This window comes from Desulfovibrio aminophilus DSM 12254 (genome assembly GCF_000422565.1).
GTDB classification, from domain to species: domain Bacteria; phylum Desulfobacterota; class Desulfovibrionia; order Desulfovibrionales; family Desulfovibrionaceae; genus Aminidesulfovibrio; species Aminidesulfovibrio aminophilus.
Map to the genome: position 1 here is coordinate 21,903 of NZ_AUMA01000011.1, position 16,954 is coordinate 38,856.

General features: G+C 66.8%; 14 protein-coding genes and 1 tRNA gene. 6 read left to right on the forward strand and 9 right to left on the reverse strand.

Annotation, left to right across the window (positions count from 1 at the left end; genetic code table 11):
* Positions 1-24 precede the first annotated feature (24 nt).
* From H587_RS0109055 to H587_RS0109070, 4 genes are all read left to right on the forward strand, one after another.
* Entirely contained in the window at positions 25-1,269 is a 1,245-nt protein-coding gene (locus tag H587_RS0109055) for a NupC/NupG family nucleoside CNT transporter (protein WP_027176002.1), read from the forward strand.
* 13 nt (positions 1,270-1,282) lie between these two features.
* Positions 1,283-2,029 (forward strand): N-acyl homoserine lactonase family protein, encoded by a 747-nt coding sequence (locus H587_RS0109060; protein ID WP_027176003.1) that lies wholly within the window; start codon positions 1,283-1,285, stop codon positions 2,027-2,029.
* A 4-nt stretch (positions 2,030-2,033) separates the two neighbouring features.
* A complete protein-coding gene (locus H587_RS0109065; RefSeq protein WP_027176004.1) occupies positions 2,034-2,945 on the forward strand; it encodes an AEC family transporter in 912 nt (303 codons plus the stop codon).
* 73 nt (positions 2,946-3,018) lie between these two features.
* Entirely contained in the window at positions 3,019-3,402 is a 384-nt protein-coding gene (locus H587_RS0109070) for a hypothetical protein (protein WP_027176005.1), read from the forward strand.
* Here the strand turns inward: H587_RS0109070 and H587_RS0109075 are convergent.
* Complete coding sequence (locus H587_RS0109075; protein ID WP_027176006.1) at positions 3,399-4,082, reverse strand: DUF554 domain-containing protein; 684 nt, start codon at positions 4,080-4,082, stop codon at positions 3,399-3,401. The genes H587_RS0109070 and H587_RS0109075 overlap by 4 nt on opposite strands.
* A gap of 124 nt (positions 4,083-4,206) precedes the next feature.
* Between H587_RS0109075 and H587_RS0109080 the strand changes: the two genes are divergently transcribed.
* A tRNA-Leu gene (locus H587_RS0109080) sits at positions 4,207-4,293 on the forward strand.
* A gap of 105 nt (positions 4,294-4,398) precedes the next feature.
* On the opposite strand, the gene H587_RS0109085 is transcribed toward H587_RS0109080, so the two are convergent.
* The 4 genes from H587_RS0109085 to H587_RS0109100 form a co-directional block, all read right to left on the reverse strand.
* The gene (locus H587_RS0109085; RefSeq protein WP_027176007.1) at positions 4,399-5,880 is read right to left on the reverse strand and encodes an efflux transporter outer membrane subunit; all 1,482 of its coding nucleotides are present in this window, start codon (positions 5,878-5,880) and stop codon (positions 4,399-4,401) included.
* Between the two features lies 1 nt (position 5,881).
* On the reverse strand, positions 5,882-9,052 hold the full coding sequence (locus tag H587_RS0109090) for an efflux RND transporter permease subunit (RefSeq protein WP_027176008.1): 3,171 nt from the start codon (positions 9,050-9,052) through the stop codon (positions 5,882-5,884).
* 16 nt (positions 9,053-9,068) lie between these two features.
* A complete protein-coding gene (locus tag H587_RS0109095; RefSeq protein ID WP_027176009.1) occupies positions 9,069-10,265 on the reverse strand; it encodes an efflux RND transporter periplasmic adaptor subunit in 1,197 nt (398 codons plus the stop codon).
* A gap of 166 nt (positions 10,266-10,431) precedes the next feature.
* Positions 10,432-10,743: a hypothetical protein gene (locus tag H587_RS0109100; RefSeq protein WP_156904501.1), complete on the reverse strand. Its 312-nt coding sequence runs from the start codon at positions 10,741-10,743 to the stop codon at positions 10,432-10,434.
* A gap of 180 nt (positions 10,744-10,923) precedes the next feature.
* On the opposite strand from H587_RS0109100, the gene H587_RS0109105 reads away from it, so the two are divergent.
* Entirely contained in the window at positions 10,924-12,486 is a 1,563-nt protein-coding gene (locus H587_RS0109105) for a sigma-54 interaction domain-containing protein (protein ID WP_027176011.1), read from the forward strand.
* An 8-nt stretch (positions 12,487-12,494) separates the two neighbouring features.
* Here the strand turns inward: H587_RS0109105 and H587_RS0109110 are convergent, their stop codons facing one another.
* The 4 genes from H587_RS0109110 to H587_RS20835 form a co-directional block, all read right to left on the reverse strand.
* Complete coding sequence (locus H587_RS0109110; protein WP_027176012.1) at positions 12,495-13,910, reverse strand: sigma-54-dependent transcriptional regulator; 1,416 nt, start codon at positions 13,908-13,910, stop codon at positions 12,495-12,497.
* Positions 13,888-16,308, reverse strand: coding sequence for a c-type heme family protein (locus tag H587_RS17945; protein ID WP_051202606.1), 2,421 nt, complete (start codon positions 16,306-16,308; stop codon positions 13,888-13,890). Before H587_RS17945 ends, H587_RS0109110 begins: the two co-directional genes overlap by 23 nt.
* A 162-nt stretch (positions 16,309-16,470) precedes the next feature.
* Entirely contained in the window at positions 16,471-16,707 is a 237-nt protein-coding gene (locus tag H587_RS0109120) for a hypothetical protein (RefSeq protein ID WP_027176013.1), read from the reverse strand.
* 61 nt (positions 16,708-16,768) lie between these two features.
* Positions 16,769-16,939: a hypothetical protein gene (locus tag H587_RS20835; protein ID WP_169432764.1), complete on the reverse strand. Its 171-nt coding sequence runs from the start codon at positions 16,937-16,939 to the stop codon at positions 16,769-16,771.
* Positions 16,940-16,954 lie beyond the last annotated feature (15 nt).

Consider the following 16,954-nt stretch of genomic DNA (forward strand, 5'->3'; position numbering starts at 1 on the left):
CCAAGTCACGAATCGGAGACGACGATGGGGATGTTCCAAAGTGTCCTGGGCCTGTTCGCCCTGGTGCTTCTCTGCTGGCTGGTGAGCGAAAATCGCAAGGCCGCGCGTCTGCGGCCCGTAATCACCGGTCTGGGGCTCCAGTTCGCCGTGGCCCTGGTGCTGTTCAAGCTCCCGGCCTGTCGGCAGGCCTTCCTCTGGCTGAATCGGGCGGTGGCGGCAGTGGAGGAGGCCACCCGCAGCGGCACGAGTTTCGTCTTCGGCTATCTGGGCGGCGGGCCGCTGCCCTTCACCGAAAGCTACCCCGGCTCGGCCTTCGTGCTCGCCTTCCAGGCCATTCCCCTGGTCCTGGTGGTCAGCGCCCTGTCCTCGCTGCTTTTTTACTGGCGCGTTCTGCCCCTGGTGGTGCGCGGCTTCTCCTGGGTGCTGGAGAAGTCGATGCGCATCGGCGGAGCCCTGGGGCTGTCCGTGGCGGCCAACGTCTTCGTGGGCATGGTCGAGGCCCCTTTGATCATCAAGCCCTATCTCGGCCGCATGACCCGCAGCGAGCTGTTCACCTGCATGACCAGCGGCATGGCGACCATCGCCGGCACGGTCTTCATCCTCTACGCCGGCATCCTGCGCCAGACCATTCCCGACGCCCTGGGGCATCTCCTGGCGGCCTCGGTGATCAGCGCCCCGGCCGCCATCCTCGTCTCCCAGCTCATGATCCCGGAAACCGAGGACATCTCCCTGGGCAGGGTCGATCCTCCGCGCACGGCCATGAGCAGCATGGACGCCGTGGCCCAGGGCACGGCCGACGGCATCGGGCTGTACCTCAACATTCTGGCGATGCTCGTGGTGCTCATCGCCTTGGTGGCTCTGGGCAATTCCCTGCTGGGCCTGCTGCCGGACGTGGGCGGCGCGCCGCTTTCGCTCCAGCGCCTGGCGGGCTGGATTCTCGCGCCGCTGGCCTGGCTCCTGGGCGTGCCCTGGGCCGAGGCCCATACGGCCGGAACGCTCCTTGGCGTGAAGGTGGTGCTCAACGAGCTGCTGGCCTTCGTCGATTTGGCCGCGCTGCCTCCCGGGGCGCTGTCGGAGAGAAGCCGGCTCATACTGACCTACGCCATGTGCGGCTTCGCCAATTTCGGCAGTCTGGGCATCATGATCGGCGGCATGCGCGCCCTGGTTCCGGAGCGCGCCCGCGAGGTCGCCGAATTGGGGCCGCGGACCATCCTCTCGGGATTTCTGGCTTCCTGCATGACCGGCGCCGTGGTCGGCGTCATTCTTTGAGGAGCGGTTGCGAATGAACTACGTGATTCATCCCATCGTCATGGGCAGCAAGGTGTTCGACAAGGGCATGATGACCTATCAGCACGGCTACGGAACGCCCTACGTCATCCCCATCTACTGCTGGTACCTGGAGGGCGGGGAGAAAAAGATCCTCGTGGACACGGGCGAGATGCGGCCCATCCGCTCCGAGGACCGGGAGAAGGCTCTCGGCGGGCGCATCCACACCTTCGAGGAGGGTTTGGCCCTCTACGGCCTCAAGCCCGAGGACATCGACATCGTCATCCACACCCACCTGCACAACGACCACTGTGAGAACGACAGCCTCTGCGTGAACGCCGTGATTTACGTGCACGAGGCCGAGCTGGCCGCCGTGCATGACCCGCACCCGCTCGATTTCCGCTACCTGGAAGACTACATTGAGGAGGTCGAGGAACGCGGCCAGATCGTGCCCGTGAGCGGGGACATGGAAATCGTTCCCGGCGTGCGCGTGATCCACACCCCGGCGCACACGGACGGCGGGCTCACCGTGCTCGTGGACACGGCCAAGGGCGTGGCCGCCATCACCGGCTTCTGCGTCATCATGGAAAACCTGGAACCGCCTCGCGAGGTCCGGGGCATGGAGATGGAGGTCATCCCGCCGGGAACCTGCACGAATCCCAAGGCGGCCTACGACATCCTGCTCAAGGTCAAGGGCCTGGCGGACATCCTTCTGCCCTTGCACGAGCCGCGCTTCGCCTCCACACCGTCAATCCCGGAGTAGGGCCGTGGCCGAAATCCTGGCGGGCATCGCGCCGATTTTCGCCCTCATCCTGGCGGGCTACGGACTCAAACGTGTCGGTTTCCCTGGCGAGGGGTTCTGGCCGGACCTGGAGCGGCTGACCTACTACGTGCTTTTTCCGGCCCTGCTGGTGGACAGCCTGTCGAGCAAGGAGACGGCTGGGCTGCCCGTGGCCCTGCCCGCCCTGGCCCTGATTCTGGCAGTCTGCGCCACGGCCCTGCTGCTCCTGCTTCTGCGGACCCGCCTCGGGCTCTCCGGCCCGACCTTCACCTCGGTCCTGCAGGGCAGCATCCGGCCCAACACCTACGTGGGCCTCTCCCTGGCCTCGGTCCTGCTCGGGGTCCAGGGACTGGCCCGCTCCGCCGTGGCCATGGTGGTCCTGGTGCCGCTGGTGAACACCCTGGCCGTGGCCGCGCTCAACCGCTACGGCGAGGGCCGACCCCGGACCGGCCTGATCGGGGTGCTCCGGGAGCTGGCCAGGAACCCGCTGATCCTGGCCTGTCTGGCCGGGCTTCTGCTCAACTCCCTGGGCCAGCGTCTGCCCTTCGGGCTCTCCGACATCGCGGCCATCCTCGGCCGGGGGGCCCTGCCCCTGGCGCTGCTGGCCGTGGGCGCGGGCCTGCGTTTTCAGCAGACCCAAGGAGCCCCGCTGATCCTGGCCTGTCTCTTTCACCTGGTGGTGCAGCCGCTGTTCGCCGCGGCGGCCTGCTCGGCCCTGGGCGTGGACCCGGAATCCCGGCTGGTGGTGATCATCTTCACCGCCGTTCCGGCCTCGGTATCGTCCTACATCCTGGCACGTCAGATGGGCGGGGACGCGGACCTCATGGCCTCGGTGATCACGCTCGAAACGGCCGTCTCGGCGCTGACCCTGCCCCTGGCCGTGGCTTGGCTGGGGTGATTCCGGCCTTGCCTTTCCGGTCCACATCCGGCACAAGGCCAGGCATTGAACGAAATCCTCCAAGGAGCACGACATGGCAGAAGACTTCCGCAAGCTGTTGAAGGAAGCCAACCGCAGCGATGACTGGGGGCGCTACTTCGAGGACATCGTGGTGCAGGGCTTCCTGGTCCTCTCGGCCCAGGCCAGCAGTGTGCACGCCAGCATCCCCGAGGAGACCCTGGACGACCCGGACGCCTATGAGGCCTGGCAGGTGTCCCTGAGCCAGAACGGCAAGCGCACCCTGACCCAGAAAGGCTACGGCGCGTGGGATGAGCTGTCCCGCAAGCCCTGGGCCGAGCACTTCACGCCGCACGAGATCGACGGCATCATGGAGGCGGAGTTCGTGCCCACGGCCGTGGTCCAGCAGATCTACGAGGACCTGCTGGCCTGGAAGAAGGAGCCCTGGACCGGGGACTAGCCGAAGATCAGGGTCAGGACCACGACCACCGGCAGGGCGGGCAGGAGGTTGGAGAGCTTCACGCGCTTGATGTCCAGGAGCGTGAAGCCGATGCCCAGGATGAGCACCCCGCCCGTGGCCGTGAGCTGGGCGATGAGCAGGGGCGAGAAATACTGCTGGAAGACCCCGGCGAAGAGGGTCAGCCCGCCCTGGTAGAGCAGCACGGGCAGGAAGGAGAAGAGCACGCCCGCCCCGTAGGTCGAGGCCAGGGCCACGGAAGCGAAGCCGTCCAGGATGGACTTGGTGTAGAGCACCGTGGCGTCGCCCCGGATGCCTTCGTCGAAGGAACCGATGATGGCCATGGCTCCGATGCAGAAGATGAGCGAGGACGTGATCAGGCCGTCGGTGAAGGCCGCGTTCTTGGACCGCACCACGGCCTTCAGCTTGCCCGCCAGGATCTCGAAGAGCCCTTCCAGGTTGAGCAGTTCGCCGAGGATCCCGCCCAGGAGTACGCTGAAGATCAGGATGAGGATGTTTTCCACCTTGAGGGCCATCTGGATGCCGATGAGCAGGACGCAGAGGCCCAGACCCTGGAAGACGATGGCCCGCACGCGTTCGGGAAAGCGGTTGTGCAGGAGCATGCCGATGACGCTGCCGAGGATGATGGCCAGGGCGTTGACCAGGGAACCCAGGGGGAGCATGGATTTTCCTTGTGTTGCGGTGCCGACGCGGCGGGGATAGCAGGTCCGGCCCGCGCTGGCAAGCGGACCCGGGTTCGCCCATTGACACGTTGGGCCGAGCTCCCCTATGAAGAAGTCCCTCCGTGCCGGGATGGCGGAATTGGTAGACGCAGCGGACTCAAAATCCGCCGGTGGCGACACCTTGGGGGTTCGACTCCCCCTCCCGGTACCAGAGAAAACCGTTGGATGACAAAGGCTCCCGGCCGACAAGCCGGGAGCCTTTCTTGTTTCACGTGCATTGAATGGAGCGGGGAGTAACGCGGCCTTCGTCGCGTCGTCAGCGTGCGGCCTGGGGCGCGGGGGCCTGAGGGGCGGAGGGAGTCGCGGTTCCGGGCTCGGGCTCGGGCGTCCAGCCGCCGCCCAGGGTCTTGTACAGGGTCAGCAGGTTGGTCATCCGCGCCAGACGCAGGTCGACGAGGTCCTGCTGGGCCAGATAGAGGGTGCGCTGGGCGTCGAGCACGGGCAGGAAGCTGTCCACGCCGCCCCGGAAGCGCATCTCCGAGAGGTTCAGGCTCGCCTGGGCGGCCTCCACGACCTTCTTCTGGGACAGCAGGCGCTCGTCCAGCGTGGCGCGCTGGGACAGGGCGTCGGCCACTTCGCGGAAAGCGGTCTGGATGCTCTTCTCGTATTGGGCCACGGCGATGTCGCGGTTGACCTTGGAGACTTCCAGGGTGGCGATGTTGCGGCCCGTGTCGAAGAGCGGCAGAACGAGGCTCGGGGCGAAGAGCCAGGCCTGGGAGCCCGAGTCGAAGAGGCCGTTCAACTGGTGGCTGGCCGTGCCGAAGCTGCCGGTGAGCGAGATGCGCGGGAAGAAGTTGGCCCGCGCCGCGCCGATGTCCGCGTTGGCCGCCTTCAGTTCGTGTTCGGCAGCCAGGATGTCCGGGCGGCGTGCGATGAGGTCCGAGGGCAGGCCCGCCGGGATGTCGCGCGGCTCGGCCACCTGGTCCAGGTTGGCCGCCGGGGGCAGGGTCGAGGGCAGAGGCTGCCCCAGGGCCAGGCGCAGGGCGTTTTCGGCCAGGGCCACCCGGCTCACCGAGGCGGAGGCCTGGACCCGGGCGGACTCCAGGCCGGTTTCGGCCTGGCGCAGATCGAGTTCCGTGGCCGCGCCGAAATCGAAGAGCTTGCGGGTCAGGTCATAGGTCTGGCGGCGGTTCTCCACCGTCTCCCGGTTCAGGCGCAGGCGTTCGCGTTCGGCCACCAGGGCCGCGTAGTCTCCGGCGATCTCGGCCACGAGGCTGATGTGCGCGCTCTTGCGGGCCTCCTCGGTGGCCAGGTATTTCTCCAGAGCCTCGTCGCTGAGGCTCTTGACCCGGCCGAAGAGGTCCAGCTCGAAGGCGCTCACACCCAGGCCGACGCTGTACTGCCGCGAGGTGGTGGCCCGGCCGGAGGAGGAGAGGTCGGCGGGGAAGCGTTGCTGGGCGCTGCCCGCCTCGGCGTTCAGCGTGGGCAGGCGGTCGGCCCGCTGGATGCGGTACTGGGCCTGGGCCTTTTGGATGTTCAGGGCGGCCACGCGCAGGTCGCGGTTGTTGGCCAGCCCGATCTGCACCAGGGTCCGGGTGTCAGAATCCTGGAGGAACTCGCGCCAGTCCAGGTCGGCGGCGGCCGTCGAGCCCTGCGTCAGGGTCGCGCCTTGAGCGGCCGCTCCCTCGGGCCAGGCGGCCTCCACGGGCGCCGCCGGGCGTTCATAGTCCGGGGCCATGGTCATGCAGCCGCCCAGCAGGGCGGTCAGCGCGGCCAGAATCAGGATGCGTGCGCGCATATCAGTGTCCTCCCTCCTGAGCGGCCGGCTTGTCTCCGGCCTGCGAGGGTTTGCTTGCGTGATCGTGCTTCTTCTTGCCCGGGAAGGAGCGGAAGACCAGGACGAAGAAGACGGGCACGAAGAAGATGGCCAGCACCGTGGCCGAGATCATGCCGCCCATGACGCCGGTGCCGATGGCGTTCTGGCTGCCCGAGCCCGCCCCGCGCGAGAGGGCCAACGGCAGGACGCCCAGGATGAAGGCCAGGGAGGTCATGAGGATGGGCCGCAGCCGCAGCCGCGCGGCCTCCAGGGTCGCCTCGAAGAGTGATCGTCCCCCTTCGTGGAGGGCCTTGGCGAACTCCACGATGAGGATGGCGTTCTTGGCCGAGAGGCCGATGGTCGTCAGCAGGCCCACCTGGAAGTAGACGTCGTTGGCCAGCCCGCGGAGGTTGGCCGCCAGCAGCGCGCCGATGACGCCCAGGGGCACCACGAGCATGACCGCGAAGGGCACGGACCAGCTCTCGTAGAGCGCGGCCAGGCAGAGGAAGACCACCAGGAGCGAGATGGCGTAGAGCATGGGGGCCTGGGCCCCGGCCAGGCGTTCCTGATAGGAGAGTCCGGTCCATTCGTAGCCGATGCCCTCGGGCAGCTTGGAGGCGATCTCCTCCACCGCGGCCATGGCCTCGCCCGAGCTTTTGCCTGGGGCGGGCATGCCGAGGATCTCCACGGCGGGTCTGCCGTTGTATCGTTCCAGACGCGGCGATCCGTAGCTCCAGTGACCCGTGGCGAAGGTCGAGAAGGGCACCATCTCGCCCAGGGTGTTGCGCACGTACCAGCGGTCCAGGTCGCCGGGCAGCATGCGGAAGGGCGCGTCGGCCTGGATGTAGACCTTCTTGACCCGCCCCTTGTCGATGAAGTCGTTGACGTAGGCGCTGCCCCAGGCCGAGGAGAGGGTCTCGTTGATGGTCGCCAGGGAGAGGTTCAGGGCCTTGGCCTTCTGCTGGTCGATGTCCACGTTGTATTCCGGCACGTCGTCCAGGCCATTGGGGCGCACGGCCATGAGCCGGGGATCCTTGGCCGCCATGCCGAGGAACATGTTGCGGGCTTCCATGAGCTTGGCGTGGCCCAGGCCCGCGCGGTCCTGCAGCTCGAAGTCGAAACCGCTGGCGTTGCCGAGTTCCATGACCGCCGGAGGCGTGAAGGCGAAGACCATGGCGTCGCGGATGGAGGCGAAGATGCCCATGGCTCGACCGGCCAGGGCCTCGGCGCGCAGATCCGGGCGGTCGCGCAGGTTCCAGTCCTTGAGCTTGACGAAGGCCATGGCGTTGTTCTGGCCGTTGCCCGCGAAGCTGAAGCCCGCCACCGAGAACACCGATTCGACGGCTTCGGCCTCGTCGTCCAGGAAGTGGTCCTCCACCGTGCGCAGGACCGCCAGGGTGCGCGGCTGGGTGGCTCCGGCGGGCAACTGGACCTGGGTGAAGATGAAGCCCTGGTCCTCGTCCGGGAGGAAGGCCGTGGGCATGCGCACGAAGAACAGGACCATGGCCCCCACGATGGCGGCATAGATGACCATGTAGCGCCAGCCGCGCCGGATCATCCGGTTCACCGCGCTTTCGTAGCCGCGCGTGCAGGCGTTGAATCCCCGGTTGAACCAGCCGAAGAAGCCGCGCTGGGGGACGGAATGGTCCATGGTCACGGGTTTGAGCATGGTGGCGCAGAGCGCCGGGGTCAGCACCAGGGCCACGATCACCGAGAGGACCATGGCCGAGACGATGGTGATGGAGAACTGGCGGTAGATGACGCCGGTGGAGCCGCCGAAGAAGGCCATGGGGATGAACACGGCCGAGAGCACCAGGGCGATGCCCACCAGGGCGCCGGTGATCTGGCCCATGGACTTGCGTGTGGCCTGGCGCGGCGGCAGGCCCTCCTCGGCCATGACGCGCTCCACGTTCTCGACCACCACGATGGCGTCGTCCACCAGCAGGCCGATGGCCAGGACCACGCCGAACATGGTCAGGGTGTTGATGGAGAAGCCGCAGACCGCCAGCACGCCGAAGGTGCCCAAAAGCACCACGGGCACGGCGATGGTCGGGATGAGCGTGGCCCGGAAGTTCTGCAGGAAGAGAAACATGACCAGGAAGACCAGGCCGATGGCCTCGGCCAGGGTCTTGAGCACCTCCTCCACGGAGATGCGCACGAAGGGGGTGGTGTCGTACGGGTCCACCACCTTCAGGCCGTGGGGGAAGTACTTGGCCATTTCCTGGACGCGTTCGTGAACGTTCTTGGCGGTTTCCAGGGCGTTGGCCCCGGTGGCCAGCTTGATGGCCAGGGCGGTGGCCGGTTTGCGGTTGTAGAAGCCCAGAACTTCGTAACTCTCCGTACCCAGTTCCACGCGGGCCACGTCGGAGAGGTTCACGGTGGAACCGTCGGGGTTCACCTTGAGAAGGATGTTCTCGAATTGGTCCACGGTCTGGAGCCGGGACTGGGCGTTGATGGTCACGTTGAGCTGCTGGCCGGGGACGGCCGGGGCGCCGCCGAACTGCCCGGCCGAGACCTGGGCGTTCTGGGCCCGGATGGCCTCGGCCACGTCCGCCGGGTTCAGGGCGAAGTTGTTCAGCCGGTTCGGATCGAGCCAGACGCGCATGGCGTACTGCGATCCGAACAGGGTCACGTCGCCCACGCCGTCCACGCGGCTGATGTCGTCCTGGACGTAGGTGGCCACATAGTCGGCGATGTCGAAGTTGGTCATGCCGCCGTCCTCGGAAATGAAGCCGAGGAGCAGCAGGAAGTTGGAGACCGCCTTGGTGACCCGGATGCCCTGGCGCTGGACCTCTTCCGGCAGCAGGGGCGTGGCCAGTTGGAGCTTGTTCTGGACCTGGACCTGGGCGATGTCCGGGTTGGTGTTGGCGTCGAAGGTCAGGGTGATGGTCACGTTGCCCGCGGAGTCGCTGGTGGACGACATGTAGCGCAGGTCGTCCAGACCCTGCATCTTCTGCTCGATGACCTGGGTGACCGTGTCTTCCAGGGTCTTGGCCGAGGCTCCGGGGTAGGTGGCGTCGATGGCGATGGCCGTGGGCGCGATGGGCGGATACTGGGAGATGGGCAGCTCGACGATGGCCAGCACGCCCGAGAGCATGATCAGGATGGCGATGACCCAGGCGAAGACCGGGCGGTCGATGAAGAAACGAGCCATGATGGTCGCACCGATCCTACTGCTTGTCCGCCGGGGCTGCCGAGGCGGGGGTGGCTGCGGGAGCGGGGGTGGAGGCCGTGGGGGCGGGCTGGGCCTTCATGCCGGGGCGCACCTTCTGGAGGCCGTCCACGATGAGCCGGTCGCCGGCGTTCAGGCCGGAGCGCACCAGCCACTTGTCGCCCATGGCGCGGTCCACTTGGACGATCCGCTGCTCCACGGTGCCGTCGGGAGCCAGGACCAGGGCCGTGGCCTCGCCCTTGAAGTTGCGGGTCACGCCCTGCTGCGGGGCCAGGATGGCCTGCTCGCTCACGCCTTCCTCCAGGACGGCGCGCACGAACATTCCGGGCAGCAGTTCGGCGGAGGGGTTGGGAAACACGGCGCGCAGGGTGATGGCCCCGGTGCTCTGATCCACCGTGACATCGGAGAATTCCAGACGCCCCTCGCGGGAGTAGGGGGTGCCGTCCTCCAGAAGGAGTTTGACCACGGCCTGATTCTCGCCCGCGCTGCGGAGACGTCCCTCGGCCAGATCGCGCTTGAGACGCAGCAGTTCCGCGCTGGACTGGGTCACGTCCACGTAGATCGGGTCGAGCTGCTGGACCGTGGACAGGGCCGTGCCCTGACTGGCCGTGACCAGCGCGCCCGGGGTCACGGCGGAACGGCCGATGCGTCCGGAAATGGGCGAGGTGACCCGGGTGTAGCCGAGATTGATTCTGGCCGTGGCCAGCGCGGCCTTGTCCACTTCCACGAGGGCCTCGGCCTGCTTGGCGAGGGCCACGGCGTCGTCATAGTCCTGACGACTCACGGCGTTGACCGTGACCAGCTGGGTGTAGCGTTCGGCCCGGAGCTTGGCCGGGATCGCGTTGGCCTCGGAGCGGGCCAGGGCGGCCTTGGCGCTGTCGAAGGCGGCCTGGTAGGTGGCGGGATCGATTTGGTACAGGATGTCTCCGGCCTTGACGTCCGCGCCTTCCGTGAACAGGCGCTTCTGAATGATGCCGCCCACCTGGGGCCGGACCTCGGCGATGAGATAAGGGGAAGTGCGGCCGGCCAGGGTGGTGGTCAGGGAGACGGCCTGGGGCGTCAACTCCATGATGCCCACCTGGGGGAGCTGCGCCTGACCCTTGGAGGCGCCCTCCTGGGCCAGGGCCGGAAGCGGGCCCCAGAGAATCGCCGCGGCGATTAGCGCCGCGGCTCCGAACCGAATGCTTGTCTTCATGATGCGCATGGTCCACCTGAATGGTTGCGTTAAGTTCCTCAAAAGCCGACCCTGGTCCGCACGGAAAGCGTTCCAGGACAAAGGCGATGCATCGATACACCGAAAAAACACCGGAGGGGAAGGAAAATCGGCTGGCCCTCCCGGAATCCGCAGCCGCGTGGGCATCTCACGCTCCCGTCTCCGTCTTGCGTTCAAGCCACACCGAGTGATGGACCAGCCCGTATTCCCGCAGCAGCGTGGCGAGATGTTGGCCGATCCTGCTGCGGCCGGCCGGTCCTGCTCCTTCCCAGAACAGGAGGGCGTTCACGTCCGTGGGCAGCGTCGCCTCGACGCAGACGCGGCAGGCCGTGAGTCCGGGCTCCCGGACCGCCTCCAGGGTCTGTTCCAGGAAATAGGACAGGTCGTCCCGTTTCTCGGCGTCGAAGACGCGCAGGGTCACGGCCTCGACCCAGCATGCGGTGCGCTGCGTTTGTTTCACGCGGCCTATCATGCCATAACCGTGCCAGCGATGGAATGCTTTGGGTTTTCTGGCGACATCTGGGGGCATCAGAAGGAGAAAATTACCCTATGGGGTATTATTTTTACCCCTAGAGGTAATCTTGCTTGAATTTACCATATGGGGTAATCAGGCCTGGACCGGTAGCCCGGGAGGAGGAGCATGCGCATCGACGCCAACGAGTTTTTCCGCCAGGCCGCGGTGCGGATCTGCGGCAGTCTGGACGTGGAAACGGCCATGCGCGACTGCCTGGAATACATCAAGGACTTCATCCCGGCCCAGGTCATGGACATGCGCATCTTCGTGCCCGGGGCCGACGTGCTCAAGCCCGTGGCCTCGGTGGCCGTGGACGGTTTCGGCGACCATGGCGGGCTCATCCCCGTGACTTCCCAGGGCAAGGAGACTCCCCTCTCGCTTTGGGAAAACATGGAAGAGGTGGTCATGGTCAACCGGCCCGCCGAATTGCCCAACGTGCGCGAATCGTTGCGGCTCATGGGCCAGGATGGTCAGTATGACTTCTCCATCCTGATTCTCCGGCTTGATCTCCAGGGGCGGCGCATCGGAGACCTGGGCATCCGGGTCCGTGGCACGGACCGCTATCTTCCGGAGCATGTGGAGCTGTTGCGCCTGTTGCGCGAACCGTTCGCCATCGCCATGGCCAACGCTCTCAAGCACCAGGAGGTGGTTCGCCTCAAGGACCTCCTGGACGACGACAACCGCTTTCTGCGCACCGAGATGCGCGAGCTGGCGGGCGCGGACATCGTGGGCTCGGATTTCGGGTTGCGCGAGGTCATGGCCCAGGTCCGCCAGGTGGCGCCCCTGGAGTCGCCGGTGCTGCTCCTGGGCGAAACCGGCGTGGGCAAGGAGGTTCTGGCCAACGCCATCCATGAGTTCTCGCCTCGGCGCAACGGCCCGCTCATCAAGGTCAATTGCGGAGCCATTCCGGACTCGCTCATCGACAGCGAGCTCTTCGGTCACGAGAAGGGGGCCTTCACCGGCGCGGCCGCGCGCAAACGCGGCCGGTTCGAGCGGGCCGACGGCGGGACCATCTTCCTGGACGAGATCGGCGAACTGCCGCCCCAGGCGCAGATCCGGCTTCTGCACGTGTGCCAGCGCCACGAGATCGAACGCGTGGGCGGCAGCGAGCCCGTGCCCGTGAACATCCGCATCGTCGCGGCCACCCACCGCGACCTGAAACGCATGGTCGCCTCGGGGGCCTTCCGTGAAGACCTCTGGTTCCGGCTGAACATCTTTCCCGTGTCCATCCCGCCCTTGCGCGAGCGCAAGGAGGACATTCCGGCCTTGGTGCATCACTTCATGGAGAGCAAAGCCCGCGAACTGAAGATGCGTGAGCGCCCCGTCCTGCCGCCGGGAGCCTTGGAGCGTCTTGCCGGCTACAGCTGGCCGGGCAACGTGCGCGAACTGGAGAATACGGTGGAGCGGGCCATGATCCGCAGCCGCGACGGGGTGCTCGTGTTCGAGACTCCTCGGCCCGAGGACGCGGTTGCCGGGGCGGACCCGGATATGCCGGACGAGGGCCGCTTTCTTTCCCTGGACGAGGCCGACGCCCGGCATATCCGCAAGGCCATGGCCCTCTCCAGGGGAAGAGTCAACGGACGGGGCGGCGCGGCGGAACTCCTGGGACTGCACCCGAACACCCTGCGCAAGCGCATGAGCCGCCTGGGCATTCCCTTCGGCCGCAAGGCCGCGCCGTTCAAAGCCTGAGCCGCTGGTCAATCCTCGCGGCCGCGGAATCCTTCGGCGGCCATGCCGAGACGGCGCAGGATCTTCTGGAGGGAGACCCGTTCCAGGCCGGAGAGGCGCGCGGCCTGGGAGACGTTGCCGCCGGTCTCCTCCAGGAGCCGCTGCATGTAGGAGCGGGTGAAGTCGTCCACCAGCCGATGCTTGGCGTCCTTGTAGATTTCCAGCCGAGAGATGGCCGGGGTCGGGCCGCCGCCCGGGGTGTCCAGGAGCCGGACCTGGGCCTGGGTGATCATCGGGCCGGGACAGAAGACCACCAGTCGACGCACGAAGTTCAACAGCTCCCGCACGTTGCCTGGCCAGGGGCGGCAGCGCAGGTATTCCAGGGCGTCATCGGCCAGTTCCTTGTCGCCGGAGTCCAGCTCCCCGCATGTTTCCCGGAGGTAGTGCCGGACGAGGATCGGGATGTCGTCCGGCCGTTCGCGCAGGGAGGGCACGCGCACCGTGAGCACGTTCAGGCGGTAGAAGAGATCCTCGCGGAAGGCTCCCGAGGCCACCCGGGACTCCAGATTCTGGTTGGTGGAGGCAAGGATGCGCACGTCCACCTTGACGTTCTCGCTGCCGCCCACGGGCCGCACCGCGCCCTCTTCCAGGGCCCGCAGAAGCTTGGGCTGCAGGTGCGGGGGCAGATCCCCGATTTCGTCCAGGAGCAGGCTGCCGCCGTCGGCGGTCTGGAACAGACCACGCCGGGGCTGGTCCGCGCCGGTGAAGGCTCCCTTGACGTGTCCGAAGAGTTCGCTCTCCAGAATCTGATCCGGGATGGCCGTGCAGTTCAGGCTCACCAGCCGCCGCGATCCCCGACGGCTCAATGCGTGGATGGTTCGGGCCACCAGTTCCTTGCCCACCCCGGATTCGCCCAGGATGAGCACGGTGTAGTCCGTTGCCGCCACGGCCTCGATCCGTGTCCGCAGGTCGCGGATGGCCGGGCTCTCGCCGATGAACCGGGCGCAGGAACCGCAGGTGACCACGGCCGCCCGCAGGCGGCGATTTTCCGCCAACAGGGCCGAGCGTTCCAGCCCTTTGCTCACGGCCCTGTAGAGGCCGTCCTGGTCGATGGGCTTGGTCAGAAAGTCATAGGCTCCGGCCTTGAGCGCGGCCACGGCCGTTTCAATGGTGCCGAAGCCTGTGAGCAGAATCACGGACAGGAGGGGGTGACGGGCCAAGGCCTGGTCCAGCAGCGCGGCGCCGTCCATGCCGGGCATGCGCAGGTCGGTGAGCAGCAGGCCGCAACGGTTCTCACGCAGCGCCGCCAGGGCCGACGGGCCGTCATGGCGGACCAGCACGGGGTTGTTCGGAAAGCCCTTGGTGATGAGTCTGGCCACGCCGTTGGCGAAGTCGACCTCGTCGTCGACCACGAGGATGACGTCATTCTCGATCGTCTGTTGCATGCGAGTCCTTTTGCTCCTCCGCGCCCGCCACGCGCAGGTGAATGGTCAGCACGGCGCCGTCGCGGCTCTCGGCGTCCACGCGTCCGCCCATGTCGCGGACCAGGCCGTAGACCACGGCCAGACCGAGGCCCGTGCCCTTGCCCACCTCCTTTGTGCTGAAGAAGGGGTCGAAGATCCGTTGCAGGTTTTCCTCGGGAATGCCGGGGCCGTTGTCGCGCATAACGAGCCGCACCTCTCCGCGTTCCGGCAGATGGCGGGCGGAGATGGTGATGTTCCCGGGCCGTCGGAGGCCCGATTCCTCCAGGGCGTCCAGGGCGTTGATCATCACGTTGGTCAGCACCTGTTCCACGGCGTCGGTGTTCCCGCGCACGAGCGGCAGATCCGCCGGCAAGTCGGTGACGATATCCACGTCCAAGGCCGCCGCCCGCACCTGGAAGACGCGGGCGATGAAGCGCACCGCCTCGATCAGGTCCAGGGCGCGCAGGGCGGCCGGTTTGGGGCGGGCGAAGCGCATCAGATCCTGAAGCACCTTGCGGGCCTGGAGGGTGTGCCGGATGATGATGCTCAGATCGTCGGCGTTCTCGTTCTTGCCGTCGTTCCAGAGCAGTCGGGCGTAGCAGAGGATCACGCCCAGGGGATTGTTGATCTCGTGGGCCAACCCGGCGGCCATCTTGCCCACGGCCAGGGCCTTCTCTCCCTGCTGCAGACGGGCCAGCATGGCCTTTTCCCGGGTGTCGTCGCGGGCGTAGACGATGCTGCGTCCCCGCTGTTCCAGGGCGTGCAAGGGATAGGCGTAGAGCGTCAGGGATCGGCCGTCCGCCAGGAGGGTCTCCTCGCGGAAGGGGTCGCCGCCTTCGAAGCGGGCCTCGCGGGAAAGCGCGGGCAGGCCCAGGATTCTGGCCGGGTCGCCGCTGTCAGCCAGCCCGTCCAGCAGGCGGTGGGCCGAAGTGTTGGCGTGGATCACCTCTCCGTCCTGGTCCAGGAGGAAGAGGGGGTCGGCGATGCCCTCGAAGATGGACTCCAGGAGAGTCTTCTGGCTCACGAGGTTTTCCAAGGCTTCCAGGTTCTCCAGGGCGATGCCCAACTGGCTGCTCACGGCCGTGAGCACTTCCCGCTCCTGAAGGGGGAGGTCGCGGGGCGCGTTCCAGCCCAGGATGAGAGCGCCGCGGATGGAATCGGCGGCCCGCACCGGCACCTCCGCGCGGGATTCCCGGAACACTCCCTCGCCCCCCAGCAGGGTTCGCTGGTCTTCTGGTGAGAGAATCAGCGGGGCGGCGTCAGGCGGCCAGACGTAGCGGTTCAGGTTGGCGAAGCAGAGGAATGTCACGACCCTGGCTTCGAAGCGGGTGGCCATGGCTTCCATGGCCTGCTCCAGCAATCGCCTGCGCCCCTGGCCTTCGGTGAAGAGGTCGAGCATGTCCACGAAGAGGCGCACGTCGGCCTGGCGGGCGTTGGCCTCCTCGAGCAGTTTGTGCGTACGCTCCTGGACTTTGATCTCCAGGTTGGCGGCGTAGTCGGCCAGCTGGGCGCGGGCATCGCGCAGGTGATCCGCGAAGCGCTCCACGTTGGCGACCATGACGTCGATTTCGTCGCCGAAGCGCGGCCGACGGCCCAGGGTCTTGTCGGCCTCCTCGGGAAAACGGCTGCGCAGGATGGAGGCCAGCCGGCCGATGTTCTGGACCACGATGCGATCGAAGAAGAAATGGTTCAGGCCGAGGATGAGCAGCGTGCCGCAGGCGAAGACCAGGACGAAGATGATCGTCACCCGGCGGATGGAGGCGGCTTCGCGGTCCACCGGCATGGTGACCATGTCCAGGCCGCCGATTTCGCCGACGGTGCGGCCGAAACCGTTGACGTTGCCGTAGCGCGCCAGGAGCACCGCCGGAGCGTCTTTCGGGTCGCCGTGGCAGAGCATGCAGGACTCTTCGAAGACCGCCGGCTTGGCGGCCACGTAATATTCCTCGCCGTTGATCTTGCGGAATTGGCCCAGGGACTCGAGCGCGGGGTGGTCGCGGAAGAATTGGATGTATTCCCGCTCGAGCACCGAGGGTGTGAACTGAGGGTTGCGGGGGTTGAAGGCCACGCGGCGGTAAGTGAACTGGTCGTGGGCCGTGTTCAGGTCGGACATGACCGTGCGGGTGACGAAGGAGGTGGACATGGCCTCGATGACGAAGGAGTCCGGCGTCAGATTGTCATACATGGTCGGCCGCAGGGTGTCGCGCACGTAGGTCTGCACCGCCAGGACGTTGGAGAAGATGAGCCGGGTCTTGTCCTGGACCTCGGTTTCCATGATGGCGCGCAGGTAGGAGTTGAGCGACAGGCTGAAGATCAGGCCGATTCCCAGGAGAATGGCGCATTGCCGGAAGATGAGCTTGGCCTGGAGGCGGGAGTGTTTCATGATTGCCTGTCCGGTTCTCGCCTGGTCCTGGGCCGTCGCCCGTCGTCGCCCGCGTGGAGGTTCCCGGTTTCAGGCATAGTCGCCCGTCGAAGAGAGTGTCAAGGCACGCCGGAGGCCTCGGGTCGGGGCGAGTGAACCTCGAGGCCTTCCGGCGCGGCCGGGTCAGCGCGCGGCGGGCGGCCGCCCGGAGAAGACTTCAGCCTCCCAGGCCTCCACGTAATACAGGCTGGTGCCGGGATTCTTGGCCCAGGCGCAGTCGCCGTGGAAACTCCGCTCCACGGGCCAGGCGCTTTTCCGGGACAGGGCCTCGTCCAGGCTGCCGGCCTCGACGATCTCCTCGGATGTCGCCGAGAGCTTGCCCTGGGGGCCCCAGATGTAGCGGACCTTGTACTGGTTCACGATTGCCCTCCGTGGGAAAAGGCGGGGCGGACGGTTTCGTCCGCCCCGCGCGGTCGTGCGATCAGACGCCGTGGGCGCCGGGAATGAAGCTGCTCACGAAGTAGAGCACCACCAGGAGCACGACGCCCAGGCCGAAGCCCCAGGCGCAGAGGCGCTTCTCCACGTTGCTCAGGGGCTCGTATTCCATCTTCTGGATTTCCTCTTGAAACTTGAGATCCTTCATCTGTTCCATTGTATCTTCTCCTTC

Bases quoted from the DNA above. Each gene is read 5' to 3' on its own strand.
- H587_RS0109110 (WP_027176012.1), bottom strand. From the start codon at position 13,910: ATGCAACAGACGATCGAGAATGACGTCATCCTCGTGGTCGACGACGAG.
- H587_RS0109105 (WP_027176011.1), top strand. From the start codon at position 10,924: ATGCGCATCGACGCCAACGAGTTTTTCCGCCAGGCCGCGGTGCGGATC.
- H587_RS0109055 (WP_027176002.1), top strand. From the start codon at position 25: ATGGGGATGTTCCAAAGTGTCCTGGGCCTGTTCGCCCTGGTGCTTCTC.
- H587_RS0109070 (WP_027176005.1), top strand. From the start codon at position 3,019: ATGGCAGAAGACTTCCGCAAGCTGTTGAAGGAAGCCAACCGCAGCGAT.
- H587_RS20835 (WP_169432764.1), bottom strand. From the start codon at position 16,939: ATGGAACAGATGAAGGATCTCAAGTTTCAAGAGGAAATCCAGAAGATG.
- H587_RS0109090 (WP_027176008.1), bottom strand. From the start codon at position 9,052: ATGGCTCGTTTCTTCATCGACCGCCCGGTCTTCGCCTGGGTCATCGCC.
- H587_RS0109060 (WP_027176003.1), top strand. From the start codon at position 1,283: ATGAACTACGTGATTCATCCCATCGTCATGGGCAGCAAGGTGTTCGAC.
- H587_RS0109085 (WP_027176007.1), bottom strand. From the start codon at position 5,880: ATGCGCGCACGCATCCTGATTCTGGCCGCGCTGACCGCCCTGCTGGGC.
- H587_RS0109075 (WP_027176006.1), bottom strand. From the start codon at position 4,082: ATGCTCCCCCTGGGTTCCCTGGTCAACGCCCTGGCCATCATCCTCGGC.
- H587_RS0109095 (WP_027176009.1), bottom strand. From the start codon at position 10,265: ATGAAGACAAGCATTCGGTTCGGAGCCGCGGCGCTAATCGCCGCGGCG.
- H587_RS17945 (WP_051202606.1), bottom strand. From the start codon at position 16,308: ATGAAACACTCCCGCCTCCAGGCCAAGCTCATCTTCCGGCAATGCGCC.